The organism is Pseudovibrio sp. M1P-2-3 (genome assembly GCF_031501865.1).
Classification (GTDB): Bacteria; Pseudomonadota; Alphaproteobacteria; order Rhizobiales; family Stappiaceae; genus Pseudovibrio; species Pseudovibrio corallicola.
Genome location: NZ_JARRCW010000001.1, coordinates 377,828 through 390,676, shown reverse-complemented (window position 1 = coordinate 390,676; position 12,849 = coordinate 377,828). Strand labels below are relative to the sequence as shown.

The 12,849-nt window shown below is 48.4% G+C and carries 13 protein-coding genes; 3 read left to right on the top strand and 10 right to left on the bottom strand.

What is annotated here, in order from left to right:
• Positions 1–3: 3 nt before the first annotated feature.
• From P6574_RS01890 to P6574_RS01850, 10 genes are all read right to left on the bottom strand, one after another.
• Entirely contained in the window at positions 4–1,026 is a 1,023-nt protein-coding gene (locus P6574_RS01890) for a type II secretion system F family protein (RefSeq protein WP_310618707.1), read from the bottom strand.
• Positions 1,027–2,490 carry a CpaF family protein gene (locus P6574_RS01885; protein ID WP_405048066.1) on the bottom strand — a complete coding sequence of 488 codons (1,464 nt, stop codon included), beginning with the start codon at positions 2,488–2,490 and terminating at the stop codon, positions 1,027–1,029.
• A 33-nt stretch (positions 2,491–2,523) separates the two neighbouring features.
• Positions 2,524–3,804 (bottom strand): AAA family ATPase, encoded by a 1,281-nt coding sequence (locus P6574_RS01880; protein WP_310618706.1) that lies wholly within the window; start codon positions 3,802–3,804, stop codon positions 2,524–2,526.
• A 10-nt stretch (positions 3,805–3,814) separates the two neighbouring features.
• A complete protein-coding gene (locus P6574_RS01875; protein ID WP_310618705.1) occupies positions 3,815–4,531 on the bottom strand; it encodes a CpaD family pilus assembly protein in 717 nt (238 codons plus the stop codon).
• Positions 4,532–4,542: 11 nt separating this feature from the next.
• On the bottom strand, positions 4,543–5,967 hold the full coding sequence (locus P6574_RS01870) for a type II and III secretion system protein family protein (RefSeq protein WP_310618704.1): 1,425 nt from the start codon (positions 5,965–5,967) through the stop codon (positions 4,543–4,545).
• A 27-nt stretch (positions 5,968–5,994) separates the two neighbouring features.
• On the bottom strand, positions 5,995–6,771 hold the full coding sequence (gene cpaB / locus P6574_RS01865) for a Flp pilus assembly protein CpaB (RefSeq protein WP_310618703.1): 777 nt from the start codon (positions 6,769–6,771) through the stop codon (positions 5,995–5,997).
• Between the two features lie 39 nt (positions 6,772–6,810).
• Positions 6,811–7,320: an A24 family peptidase gene (locus P6574_RS01860; protein WP_310618702.1), complete on the bottom strand. Its 510-nt coding sequence runs from the start codon at positions 7,318–7,320 to the stop codon at positions 6,811–6,813.
• Between the two features lie 96 nt (positions 7,321–7,416).
• Positions 7,417–7,629, bottom strand: a complete 213-nt coding sequence (locus P6574_RS22045; protein ID WP_405048065.1) for a Flp family type IVb pilin — start codon at positions 7,627–7,629, stop codon at positions 7,417–7,419.
• A gap of 184 nt (positions 7,630–7,813) precedes the next feature.
• On the bottom strand, positions 7,814–8,755 hold the full coding sequence (locus P6574_RS01855; protein WP_310618701.1) for a 2-hydroxyacid dehydrogenase: 942 nt from the start codon (positions 8,753–8,755) through the stop codon (positions 7,814–7,816).
• Between the two features lie 101 nt (positions 8,756–8,856).
• On the bottom strand, positions 8,857–10,104 hold the full coding sequence (locus P6574_RS01850; RefSeq protein ID WP_310618700.1) for a DNA recombination protein RmuC: 1,248 nt from the start codon (positions 10,102–10,104) through the stop codon (positions 8,857–8,859).
• Between the two features lie 195 nt (positions 10,105–10,299).
• Here P6574_RS01850 and def point away from each other — a divergent pair, with 195 nt between their 5' ends.
• The 3 genes from def to P6574_RS01835 all read left to right on the top strand — a co-directional run bounded on the left by def (position 10,300) and on the right by P6574_RS01835 (position 12,833).
• Complete coding sequence (def, locus tag P6574_RS01845) at positions 10,300–10,830, top strand: peptide deformylase (RefSeq protein WP_310618699.1); 531 nt, start codon at positions 10,300–10,302, stop codon at positions 10,828–10,830.
• A gap of 442 nt (positions 10,831–11,272) precedes the next feature.
• Positions 11,273–12,214 (top strand): methionyl-tRNA formyltransferase, encoded by a 942-nt coding sequence (gene fmt, locus P6574_RS01840; RefSeq protein ID WP_310618698.1) that lies wholly within the window; start codon positions 11,273–11,275, stop codon positions 12,212–12,214.
• 64 nt (positions 12,215–12,278) lie between these two features.
• Positions 12,279–12,833, top strand: coding sequence for a GNAT family N-acetyltransferase (locus P6574_RS01835; RefSeq protein ID WP_310618697.1), 555 nt, complete (start codon positions 12,279–12,281; stop codon positions 12,831–12,833).
• Positions 12,834–12,849 lie beyond the last annotated feature (16 nt).

The window sequence follows — 12,849 nt, the reverse complement described above, 5'->3', positions numbered from 1 at the left end:
CTCTCAAATATCAAAGTTGATCATTTTACTCATGACCACCACACCGATCAGCATCCAGACCGCGCCAATGACAAGCATGATGTTTCCGCGAATATCGTTGAATAAAAGTAGGATATATTCGGGGCTCACCAAATAAACGAGACCCGCCACAATAACCGGCAGACAGCCTATAATAGCTGCAGAGGATTTCGCCTCTGAGCTGACGGCTTTCACCTTTCCTTTCATAGCTTTGCGATCACGCAGAACTTTGGAAAGGTTGCCCAGCGCCTCTGAAAGCCCGCCCCCGGACTTCGACTGAATGGAAATAACAATTGCGAAAAAGCCAATATCAGGCAGAGGTACACGCTCGTTCATGCCCATCACCGCTTCCCCCAGCGCCACTCCCACATTCTGGGTTTCAACAATACGCGCGAACTCGCTGGCAACGGGCTCTTTTGCCTCTTTTGATATGACTTTCAGGCAGTCTGTCAGTGGCAAACCAGATTTCACCCCGCGCACAATAATATCAATGGCATTGGGAAACTCTTCAAGAAATGCAGCGAAGCGTCTTTTACGTGCCCGTGCAACAAAGAGCCTTGGCATCCCAAGCCCACCTACAAACAGTGCTCCAATACTCACCAGAGTATGTTGCTGGGTGAGGTAGGAGGCTAGACAAAAGACGACTGCACTAATTGCAGAAATGATGTAGAACTTCTTTCTCGACCAATTGAGGCCAGCTTGTGCCATCCAAACCGTAAAGGTGGGCTTTTTTGCCTTCTTTTTGAGGGCCTCCTGCTTTTCCTCATGGGCTTTCAACTGGCTTTGGACGCTTGTTTTTTTGGCTTGGTTCTCACGAAGGGCTTTGTGCTGGCTAAGCGCGAGTGAACCACTATTGGCAACGGCTCCTAACCGCTCATCCTGCTGTTTCGTTCCAGAAAGCGTGGGATAGAGAATTGCATAGGAAAGTCCCCCAACGCACAGAGCAACCAACACTCCCACAATCATTTGAAACACAATAGGCGGGAAGGAGCTGAGTATATCCTGCATCTATATCAACTCCACTTCTGCGGCATCCAGCGCCTGAGCAAGCCTTTGATCTTCCCCGAAGTATTGGGCTTTATCCCAAAAGCGAGGCCGCCCAATGCCCGTAGAGCGGTGCTGACCGGTTAGTCGACCGTTGGCATCCTCGCCGGTGATATCATAAACGAAGATATCTTGTGTGGTCACCACATCCCCTTCCATTCCAACCACTTCGGTTATGTGGGTTATACGGCGGGACCCATCGCGCAGCCGCGCTGCCTGAATGATAATATCAATGGAGCCGGTTATAATTTCTCTTACAGTCCGGTTGGGAAGCGCATAGCCCCCCATTGCGATCATGGATTCCATACGCTTGAGGCATTCACGAGGAGAGTTGGAGTGAATAGTGCCCATGGAACCATCGTGTCCGGTGTTCATTGCCTGCAACAAATCAAAAACTTCTGGACCACGGACCTCCCCGACAATAATCCGCTCCGGTCGCATACGCAGACAGTTCTTCACCAGATCTGTCATGGTAATCTGCCCTTCGCCTTCGAGGTTTGGGGGACGAGTTTCCAAACGAACCACATGAGGCTGCTGTAATTGTAACTCGGCACTATCCTCACATGTGATAATGCGCTCCGTGTGATCGATATAACGCGTAAGGCAATTCAAAAGCGTTGTTTTACCAGACCCAGTTCCGCCCGAAATAATTACATTGCATTGTGAGCGCCCAATAATTTGAAGAATTTCAGCTCCCTCTTTTGAGATGGAGCCATACCTTACCAATTGATCCAGCGTGAGTTTATCTTTTTTAAACTTACGAATTGTCAGAGCTGGCCCGTCCAACGCCAGAGGCGGCGCAATCACATTCACACGAGAACCATCGGGTAAGCGGGCATCACAAATGGGGCTGGATTCATCCACGCGCCGCCCTACTTGCGAGACAATGCGCTGACAAATATTCATCAACTGGGCATTGTCCCGAAAATGAATTTGAGTTGCTTCAACCTTACCAGCAGTCTCGATATAAACTGTCTCCGCTCCATTCACCATAATATCGGCAATATCATCGCGTGCCAGAAGCGGCTCAAGAGGGCCATATCCCAAGACATCGTTACAAATGTCGTCCAGCAGATCCTCTTGCTCGGCAATGGACATCACAATGTTCTTCAACGCAATGATATCATTGACAACATCACGTATTTCTTCTCGGGCCTCTTCCGCTTCGAGAAGCGCGAGCTGCGAGAGGTCGATGGCATCAACAAGAGCGTTAAAAATTGATGATTTAGTCTCGTAATACTCTTGTGTCCTCCGCTTTTTTGGAGGCGCTTCTTTAGATGTACCCTCCTCTAAGGTTTCCCCTTGGATCACAGGTGTATCCATAACAGATGACGTGTTCGTTTCTGCTTTCCCGGAGTGGTATGAAGCCAGTTTCAGACCAGAGCTCTTAGAGCCTTGTGACACAGAACTGCCGCGTTTTCCAAACATCTCAGGCAGCCTCCCCCTCAAAAGTTTCCAGCATCAACCCGCAGTCACTTTCCCAAGTTTTGATAGGAGCGGGGACAAGAAGGAATGTTTGCGGCCCCGCGTATTCTCTCTCCCCAACACTGTGAAAGCTATCTGCTCAATAACTGAACTCAGAGTTTTCCTTTTGTCCGTTTCAGCAACCATCTGACCGTTCAAAGCTGCTTCTCCAAAGACTGCGGCATCAAATTGAATTGACGGCAACAGGTCGACGTTTAGTTTTTCAGCAAACTCCTGCGGTTTAATTTCCGGGCGTTTGGGCATATTGACTTTATTCAAGAGAAGGTAGGGTGCTTTATCGTTGGGTCTTAACTGAGCCAGCAGGTCAACCATATTCTTTGTATTTCTCAGGTTCGCCAAGTCAGGTTCCGCTACAATGATAATCTCATCTGCACCTGTGAGAACTTTTCGAACCCAGTTGCTCCACGCATGGGGAATATCCAGCACCACGGCTGGTGTCCCCTTTCGCATTGTCTCAATAAGCAATTCGAAAGTGTCCTCGGAATACTCGTAGGTCTGCTCCAAACTGGCAGGGGCAGCCAGAAGGTTGAGGCGCTCATTACACTGGCACAGCAATCTATCCAGCAGCGTCTCATCAATGCGCTCTGGTGCTCCCATTGCTTCTGCAATCCCCTGCAGCGGATCCTCATTAAAATCCAGTCCCGCTGTCCCGAATGCAAGGTCAAGGTCTGCAAGGGCTACATCCACCTCAGCTTTTTTTGAGAGAACCCATGAGACATTGTGGGCGATCATGGAGGCCCCACATCCCCCCTTTGCACCAATAACAGCAAAGGTTCTTCCCAATGGCGCAGCATCTGCTTTGCAATAGAGCTGGCTAATGGAGCCAATCAGCTCTGTTATCGTCACTGGTCCCACCAGATATTCACTGATCCCGCGTGCCATTAGCTCACGATATAAATTCACATCGTTCGTTTTACCGATAATCAGAACTTTTGTTTCTGCATCGCAGACTTCAGCCAAACTCCCGAGGCTGGTTAGAAGGTCATTCCCTTCTTGATCAGTTTCCAAAATGAGCAGATTTGGCGTTGCGGAAGATGCGAAATACTGCGTAGCCGTTTGAATGCCACCTTTTTGGACTTTGAGATGAGCCTTGCGCATACGCCTGTCATCAGCAACAGAGTTCAAGATCTCTAGCGTGTTGTCAGCAAAACCAAACGCTTGAATGGCAATTCTTGGTATAAGCACAGATTGTTCCAACTCAGCAGCGGTTCCTTCCCTGCCCTGCGAGTACGGTATTTTTTTAACTGCAATACTCATAGAGCTCCTCCTAGTTGGAATCCGAAACTTTGGCGCCCACACCCTCAGTGAATGTGGAAGCAGTTGACTGGCCTTGACGGTACTTTTCAATAACGACGCCGCGCCGTGTAGCGTCAGGAGGAGTTGCCGCGCGTGGGTAAAGCAGGTCCGCAGGATTATCGACCATAGCTGCTAAGTTTGCTTGAGTGGCACAGCCGAAGTTTTGATAGTCTTTATTGTTCGCTTGTCCCACAAGATTTTCCGGCCACTGGCCACATTCAGCAACCGTTGCCTTAACCCGTGCAAATGACACTCTGATTGGGCCGGATGCTTCTGGGTCATGAACCGGATAACCGCGCATAACAATGTTTGTGGGCGCGATCCCCCCCTCTTTTAAGGAACTACGGATAGACGGCTTCACAGCCTGAACTGCCCGTTGGTTTGCTGATCCACGGGGGATCAGGACTTCCACATATCCGTTCCCTTCCAGCCTTGCTTGCTGCGCAAATGCAATCAAAGAGCCTTTCATTTGCTGGCTCAAGGAACGGGTCGATGCCCCAATTGGGAGGTCGAGGTTTTCTGAGGCTTCCGCAATGACGATTGGGTGCCGCTGTCGATAATCAAACGCTGAAAGAGGCAATGGGGACATGGTTCCAGCCGGCGGCTGGCACCCTGCTATGAAGAGCGCACTTACGCCCACAAGGAACACGGAACCAAATAAGCGAATGTGAACAAATGCCTTAGTCATTGGTGCGGCTCCTATTCATAAATATAGCCGACCTTACCGTGGTATTGCCCTTTACCAGGGGCACCACTGGAACGGTAAATCCGGTTCAATTGATTGAAAAAAACTGTATCACTATCATTTGGTGGCAATAGATTATCCGAGGGCTTTGCCAGTTGGTTTTCAGCAACCGGTCTAACGACATACGGCGTTACAAACACCACCAGCTCTGTTTGCTGGGAGAGAAAATCGCGGCTTTTGAAAAGCGGTCCAAGGATTGGCAGATCCCTCAAACCGGGCACTCCGGTAACTTCCTGACCATAGTCGTCCTTTAACAGACCAGCCATGACAATCGTACCGCCAGAAGGGACTTCGACAGTAGATTCAGCCCTTCGAACAGAAAGACCCGAGATGGCTATCCCGTCAATGAGGTTGACCGCCCCTTCCGAAGTCAGTTCACTCACTTCCGTCTTAACGCGCAGCTTTATGCGGCCATTGGAAAGCACCACCGGTGTAAAATCCAACCCCACCCCATAGGGCTTAAATTCTATTCCAATGGCGTCATCATCATAGGAAACAGGAATCGGAAACTCGCCACCAGCAAGGAAGCTTGCATTTTCACCGGATATGGCCACCAGCGTGGGTTCGGCCAATGTACGAACAATACCGTCACGCTGCAGCGCTTTAATTTGCCCGCCGATTGAAGAAGAGTTGGATGAAAATCCTCCTTCGATAATACTTTGCCCAGTAACAGCTGGATTGACGTTAAATCCATTCGCAGTAGCAAAGCCGAGACCATAATTTCCAATACCAAAGGAAGCAGAAAGATTAACACCAAGCTGTTTGACAATCGTTCTGGCAACTTCGGCAACAGACACACGCAGCTGGACCTGATCTTTTTCCGCAACAGCTATGGCATTAAAAACCTTTTTATCTTCACCTATGAATTTGCCTGCAATGTTGGCCGCCATTTGCGCATCGCTCGCAGAAACCGCCTTGCCAGATAGAATAACACTTCCATTCAGAACTTCCGCTTCAATCGCAGAGTTGGGTAGCAACTTTTGAAGCAGTGTATGCAGCTCACTCGTATCCGACTGCACATTCAGCTGGATAGATGCGACTTGCCGTCCTCCATGTCCGAACAAGACTAGGCTTGCATGCCCTGCCTCTTTTCCGAGTAAATAAATCCTGTTCTTGGTAGAAATGACAGCATCGGCAAACCTTGGATCGGAGACCAGTACGTCCCGAACCTCTTCCTCACTATTGATAATGACGGAGCGCCCAATTCCCAGATTGATATAGCGGCTTTCATTGGCTTCATTCTTCAGAATTTCAATAGTTTTCGGGAAATCCTGCGCTGCGACCCTATTCGTAGACAGGCCATAGTTGACCGCCAGCAAGAGGCATAAAAGAAAAGAGGAGCTCCATGAGCGGGTAAGTCTTTTTAGAACGCAATACATAATCAAGAACCTGCCAACACGATACAATTACTGATTACTAATGGCATAGGACTGAATGCCGTATTTCACGAAGGTCAAACTGCCCCGACCTTCTCTTGGCTCATCATCTCCATCCGCAGAATCTTGAGCAGAACGCAACGACAGGGAGATTGTTCCCATCTTCTGCGCTTGTGTCATAATTTCGGTTTGAACCGGCGTCAGCTCCAGTGTGGCAGTGCGGTTTGGCTCCAGATTTTTGCCATCATGCTCACCAGCCGTCTTACTATCGATGGCCAGCACTCGCACGTTTTCCAAAACGGTTTCACTCAAATACTTGCCGCTTTCACCGGACCTTGTAACCAAGACGTCAACTTTATCACCGGGAAGAATAAACCCGCCAGCAACTGTTACTGCTTTCACGGAGACTCCAATGGCGCGCTTTCCCTTGGGTAGAATGGCTGCCATAAACCCTCTGTCAGTAGCTATAAGGCGCTCTTCGCGAACGGGCTCGCCTGAATACATCGGGGTTTTCGCGATACGGCCAGAAAGGTCTGTAACAGCCTGCGGATATGAGGCTTTCAAGATTGTTCCTTCCTCAATAGCGTCCTTTGGCCAATCAACCCAGCGAAAGTCGGCGGACTGCAAGGATTGCCCAAGCTCAAGATCCTTGGCAACAACCAGCACCTTTTCTGTTTCAACTTTCTCCGGCGTTGCTGTTACAATCGGCACTGGATCAGGCTCTTCTCCCAAATTGAGTACAAGCAACGAAGCAAGCAGACCAGCCCCTAAAGCAACCACAAAAACAACTATTCTGCCCACTTTCATTCTATCCACCTAACCAATTGATAAAAATAGTTATATTCATTAAAGAACTAAGTACTCAAACCACATAGACCTTGGATATACTTGAAGGGCCGCGACAGACATCGTAATCGCGTAGGGTATTCCCGTTTCTTTGCTTAATAAACGAGAAGACCATTGATAGCGGTATACAATAGCTGGCAAGACCAACGTGTATCTACAAGCCAGTAAGGCAAGTGTCAGAAGCCCGCCGTAAATGGATAGCAGCAAAAGAAACTCAAGAGTCACACCGCTTAGACCCAGCCAAAGTACGATGCCAGCAGCCAGTTTGGCATCTCCCCCTCCCATAACCCCAAATGCGAAAAGAAGAACACCTACAAGCAAGACGGCACAGGCCACTGCCACATTCATTGCAAACTGCATCCACGGAATACCAAGAGACAGACCAGCGACAACAAATCCTAGTGAAAGCAAAACAGGAATATAGTTCGGCACTTTCATTGTAAAAAGATCACAAAAAGCAGCAAGAATAACTGAAAATGGAAATACTAATAAAACTGCCTTTACAACCACAGAACACCTCATAAGCAGCAACTAAGAATCACAGCATTCAAGACTCATAATCTTTACACCATAACTTCATAGTTGTTATATTTTGCTAAGAGGTAGTTAATTTATTTCTTTAATGGTACTTTCAGAAACAGAAGTAGAGAAGTCAGATAAAATTTTATTAAATATTTCAGATAGTTGAGATCCGCTAATTCCTAATGCTGAAATTAACGTAAGGGCTATCAATCCTCCGATCAGTCCAAATTCGACCGATGTATACCCATCATCATTTTTAATAAAAGGTAATACGTAACGAAAACAGACAGATATCATAGCAAACAGCTTTCAAAGATTGCGTGCAGCTCAAGCTTACCAGACCTCACTTTAAGCTGAGTAAACGCAGCAGTTGAAATGACCGCTATGATATTGGAGTACGACTTGAGATCAATACTGATCGCAAGCCTCACTCCTCCCTGAAGGGAATGAATTTACTTTATTGTTATTCAAAAAATGCAGGTCAGTAACCGGAGCACCAGTCAATTGTGTGCTTCAACCCCTGCCCTTGTTCATAGGCGGTGATCTGTTCTGCGATATTGTAGCTAAGCGCGTTCGGATCACTCTCAGAAGCCACATGAGGTGTCACAATACAGTTTTCCAATTGCCATAGTGGGTTTTCCGGTGACAGTGGTTCACTGGAAAAGACATCAATACTGGCACCTTTTAAAGTTCCGTCCTGCAGGGCCCTAGCCAGATCCTTCTCATTTTGAGTACCTCCCCGACCGGCATTAATATATACGGGAGCACCAAAATCCTCACTTCGGGACAAGTAGGTTAAAAGCTCATAGTCGATCAAACCCTGTGTCTGCTGTGTATGGGGCAAAAGGTTGACCAATATGTTTGTTTGCTGAAGAAAACCAAAGAGTTCAGATTGGCCTGCATAGCTTTGAATGGAAGGTAATTCCTTTCGAGAGCGGGACCAACCCGACACCTGAAATCCAAGTTGACGAAGAGCAACCGCACTCGCAGCCCCCAATTCTCCAAGTCCGAGGATGCCAACGTGAACTTCTCGCGCCGGGAGTTGCTGATACCCCTTCCACATGCGCTCTTTTTGCTGTTGCGCATATAGGAGATGCTGTCTGTGGTGTAAGAGAACCTGCAAAGTCACCCACTCGGTCATCCGGTCGGTCAAGTCAGTGTCTACAATTCGCACAACCGGAACAGTTGGAAGCTGGGGGTTAAATATTAAATGATCAACACCAGCACCAAGTGAAAAAATAACTTCCAGGTTTGGAAGGGTCTCGAATACATCAGCGGGCGGCTTCCAGGCTAGAAGATACTTGATCTCTTCATGGTTAGCTATATTGGGCCATGTTTGCACCTGATGGTTCGGCAAACGGCTTTCCATACGCTTTTTCCACTTAACCCCATTCATTTTGCTTAACGCGATGGCAACCGACATTCCAGATATCCCTAGTTTCAACTATAAATTTTATTATCTAGCACAGACTCTTTTAGTTGAAACAACTAATCATATTCGGCTTCTTTTTGCTGTGAATGAGCCTAGGAAAAGTGGAACGGGGACGGCAATTCATCCTCCTCTAGAACCCGGTGTTCAGCAGCATTTAGTGTCTCCCTAAAACCCGGGTGGGATGGATCTTTGCTTATCACAAGCTCCGGGGAAGAAGACCCAAGTTCAAGCTCTTCGATCTTCTGTCCACGCTTTTGGATTTTATCGCCGGAAACGATAATCTGATCAATATCTTTGGCAGTCTGGGAAAAGTGGGTATGTAGTTTTTCGACACGTTCCGCCAGTCGTGAAACATCAAGCAGAAGCTTGGATACCTCGGCCTGAATAACGTGAGCTTGCTCGCGCATTCGGGCATCCCGCAATACCGACTGGACAACTTGTACGGACAACATCAAAAGTGATGGAGAAACAATGACTACACGCAAGCGATAGGCTTTTTGGACAAGATCAACAAAGTTCTCATTAATTTCGGCAAAAACACTTTCAGAGGGCACAAACATCAGTGCAGTCTCCTGCGTTTCTCCCACCAGTAGATACTTGGAGGAAATATCATCCAGATGCTTGGAGATATCCCGTTTGAAACGAGTTGCGGCTGCTTTAAATTCCTCACGGTTTTTAGCAGAACGGACAGCCTCATACCCCTCAAGCGGAAACTTTGCATCAATCACCAAGGGGGGCGCGCCAGAGGGCATATGAATGATGCAGTCAGGGCGCGTGTTATTTGATAGTCTCCCTTGAAAACTATAGCTTGATGAGGCCAGCGAGTCTTCGATGATCTGCTCCATTCGCCTCTGTCCGAAAGCTCCTCGCGCCTGCTTATCTGAAAGAACCTTTTGCAAGCTTGTCACTTGACCAGCAAGATCACCCATAGTTTTTTGAGCCTGATCCAATAAAGCCATTCGCTCATGCAGACCACGTAGACTGTGATGGGTTTGCCGGTGGGTTTCTAAGACTGAAGCTCCGAGCGTTTTGCCCATACCATCCAACCGGTCATTTACGGCCCGCATTAAATCTGACTGGCGAGAACCAAAAATCTCCGCCATCGTTTGCATACGGCCAGTTATTTCGCTTTGAGATTCCAGAACTTTTTCAAGCTTTGCATCCAGTTCTCCATCCTCCCCGCCCTCAAGTTGGTAACCGTTTCGTGTGACGGTTCTCAGCTTTTTACGTGTCCGAGCACCCGAATACAGCAAAATAAGGATCCCAAACGACAGACAAGCGATAACCACGAGCTGAGTGGAAAATGAATAGTTTCCGAGGGTAAAAAGAGTGTCCTGCATGAAACAAACATAGAACATTTTCACTCTCAAGAGAATGTAGCCAATAAATGAATGCTTGGAAAAGCGTTCGAAATCAGCTCTCCCCTAATCCATTTATTCAAGAACAAAGGCACCAAATAATCCCAAATTTATCTAGTTGGCTTAATGCAGCACAAGAACATTGATTTTTTGCTGCTGATTTTCTATCTCCATATTATGAGCAAAAAAGAAATTGTCCTCGTTCCCGATGCGTGCCTGCGCGAAACGTGCTTACCCATCGAAGACGTAACTGATGAAATTCGCCAGCTGGCCGATGACATGCTGGAGACAATGTATGCCGCCCCAGGCATTGGACTGGCAGCACCGCAGATTGGTGTCCTGAAACGCATTTTTGTTTTGGATGTTGCCGAGCGTGAAGAGGGCGAAGCAGACAAAAAAGAACCAATGGTCTTCATCAATCCGAAGATCACCTGGTCTTCTGAGGAGACCGCCGTCTATCAAGAAGGTTGCCTGTCTATTCCGGAAGTCTATGAAGATGTGGAGCGCCCTGTAGCGGTTAAAGTATCCTATCTGGACCGCGATGGCACAGCCTGCGAGATCGAAGCGGGTGGACTGCTGGCAACTTGTATTCAGCATGAGTATGATCATCTGAATGGTGTGCTGTTTGTAGATCACCTATCACGGCTGAAGCGTGAGCGCGTTATGAAGAAATACACAAAGGCCCAAAAAGCCAAAGCAAGCGCTTGATACTCATATCTTGTGGTGGGGCGGCACTTTTTGCTTTGCCCTACGGCTCCACTGTGCCCTCTTCACGGTCTGAGCCAACCACATTAAACGCCTCAATCTAAAGTTAACTCTCAAAGTCCCTTAAGGATTGTAAGCATATCAACATTGCAGATTGATCTGCGCGTAGAATAATTCTGCGTTGCTGCCAGTGGATGCTACAGCAATATAGTTCTTCTTTACTCAGCGGTTCAAAGAGAACACGCCGGAGTGAAACCCAAAGCTATGCTGAACCTAACCCCATAGCCTTAGCTCCCGACTTTAAACGAGGCAAAAGATCCACTTCACTGACAAAGGCTCTTCAGTAACCACAAATAATCCCTCAAGTTACCATGAAGTCCTTGCCCTTAGAGGTTAGCTTGGCAATAAAGCGAGCAAGCAATTTTTCCAATAAAGGCAAGCCATCATGTCATTACGTGTCGTTTTTATGGGTACTCCCGATTTTTCCGTTCCAACCCTTATGGAAATTGTTGGCCAAGGCTGGGAGGTGGTCGCCTGCTATAGCCAGCCACCGCGCAAAGCTGGCCGAGGCATGGAACTTAAAAAATCACCAGTTCATGAAGCCGCAGAAAGTCTTGGCATCCCTGTTTATACGCCAAAGTCTCTTCGCTCTGCGGAAGAGCAGGAAGTCTTCCGCTCACACAATGCCGACATTGCAGTGGTTGTCGCCTATGGCCTCATCCTCCCCAATGAAGTGATCGAGGCACCCACTCACGGCTGCTTGAACGGGCATGCCTCACTACTTCCCCGCTGGCGTGGAGCAGCGCCCATCAACCGCGCAATCATGGCTGGAGACAAAGAGACCGGCATTCAGGTTATGCGGGTTGAAGAGGGGTTGGACACGGGCGCAATATGCTTGTCTGAGAGCGTAACCATCTGCGCGGATATGACAGCAGGCGAACTACACGACCGCCTGTCTAGTTTGGGCGGAGACCTCATGGTTCGCGCGCTCTCTGCTCTTTCGAGGGGCGGCCTGAGCGAAACACCACAAAGCGAGCAAGGTGTCACGTATGCGGCAAAAATCAAAAAAGAAGAAACCCGAATAAACTGGTCCCTTCCCGCCCAGGAAGTGCACAACCACATCCGCGGTTTGTCTCCCTTCCCCGGCGCATGGTGCGAGATCACATTTGGATCCAAGCCCGAGAGAGTAAAAGTATTGAGGTCCAGCTTGGTTAAGGGAGAAGGGCCGACTGGTACTGTTTTGCAGGCTGAAGGCAGCGATCTGATCATCGCGTGTTCTCAAGGAGCCGTGAAACTTACTCAAGTGCAACGCGCGGGAAAACGTGCCGTTAACAGCGAAGAGTTTCTTAGGGGTGCTTCTCTCAAACAGGGTCAGGCTGTTTCCTAGCCCTTAAATTTGCATTACACTGCAAGGCAGATCAACAACCCCAAGCGGGAGTATCTGCCTTCACATGAGTGCTATCACGCTACATTTGGATCGGGATATCCATATCCGTGCTTTTGAAGCTAAAGACCAAGAACAGGTATTTGAGCTTGATATGGACGCGTTTCATGGCTCTTGGGAGGCCCAGCTTGCCAAGGATCTAAGGGAGTGCGGCGCTTCAATTCTGGAGCTGGTGGCAGTTGGCCATAAGGACCAAGTGGAAAGCGGAGAGGTCATTGGGCATTTGATGGCCTCCCGTGTAACCGGAGGTGGTAAGGGACACCTTTTGGACATATCGGTTCTCACACCCGTTTCCGTATGCCCCCATCATCAACACCGCCGAGTTGGCACCGCGATGATCATCGAAGCTATTGACCACCTACAGCGCATGGACGAGGATCTGATCCTCGCACTGGGGCCCCCAGAATATTTTCCTCGTTTTGGTTTTAAGGCAGAGCTTGCAAAAAGGCTTCAAGGCCCTTATGCCGGTCCGGTGTTTTCGGCTTTGGCACTAACACAAGAAGGAAAGCAATACTTTCCCTTTGAAGTTAGTTTTCCAACTCCCTTTGAAGACCTTGAGTAACCCGATAGACCTAAGA

Excerpts from the sequence above, each read along its gene's own strand:
- P6574_RS01870 (WP_310618704.1), bottom strand. The coding sequence starts at position 5,967 with ATGTATTGCGTTCTAAAAAGACTTACCCGCTCATGGAGCTCCTCTTTT.
- cpaB (WP_310618703.1), bottom strand. The coding sequence starts at position 6,771 with ATGAAAGTGGGCAGAATAGTTGTTTTTGTGGTTGCTTTAGGGGCTGGT.
- def (WP_310618699.1), top strand. The coding sequence starts at position 10,300 with ATGAGCAAAAAAGAAATTGTCCTCGTTCCCGATGCGTGCCTGCGCGAA.
- P6574_RS22045 (WP_405048065.1), bottom strand. The coding sequence starts at position 7,629 with ATGATATCTGTCTGTTTTCGTTACGTATTACCTTTTATTAAAAATGAT.
- P6574_RS01850 (WP_310618700.1), bottom strand. The coding sequence starts at position 10,104 with ATGCAGGACACTCTTTTTACCCTCGGAAACTATTCATTTTCCACTCAG.
- fmt (WP_310618698.1), top strand. The coding sequence starts at position 11,273 with ATGTCATTACGTGTCGTTTTTATGGGTACTCCCGATTTTTCCGTTCCA.
- P6574_RS01875 (WP_310618705.1), bottom strand. The coding sequence starts at position 4,531 with ATGACTAAGGCATTTGTTCACATTCGCTTATTTGGTTCCGTGTTCCTT.
- P6574_RS01880 (WP_310618706.1), bottom strand. The coding sequence starts at position 3,804 with ATGAGTATTGCAGTTAAAAAAATACCGTACTCGCAGGGCAGGGAAGGA.
- P6574_RS01835 (WP_310618697.1), top strand. The coding sequence starts at position 12,279 with ATGAGTGCTATCACGCTACATTTGGATCGGGATATCCATATCCGTGCT.
- P6574_RS01885 (WP_405048066.1), bottom strand. The coding sequence starts at position 2,490 with ATGTTTGGAAAACGCGGCAGTTCTGTGTCACAAGGCTCTAAGAGCTCT.
- P6574_RS01855 (WP_310618701.1), bottom strand. The coding sequence starts at position 8,755 with ATGTCGGTTGCCATCGCGTTAAGCAAAATGAATGGGGTTAAGTGGAAA.
- P6574_RS01890 (WP_310618707.1), bottom strand. The coding sequence starts at position 1,026 with ATGCAGGATATACTCAGCTCCTTCCCGCCTATTGTGTTTCAAATGATT.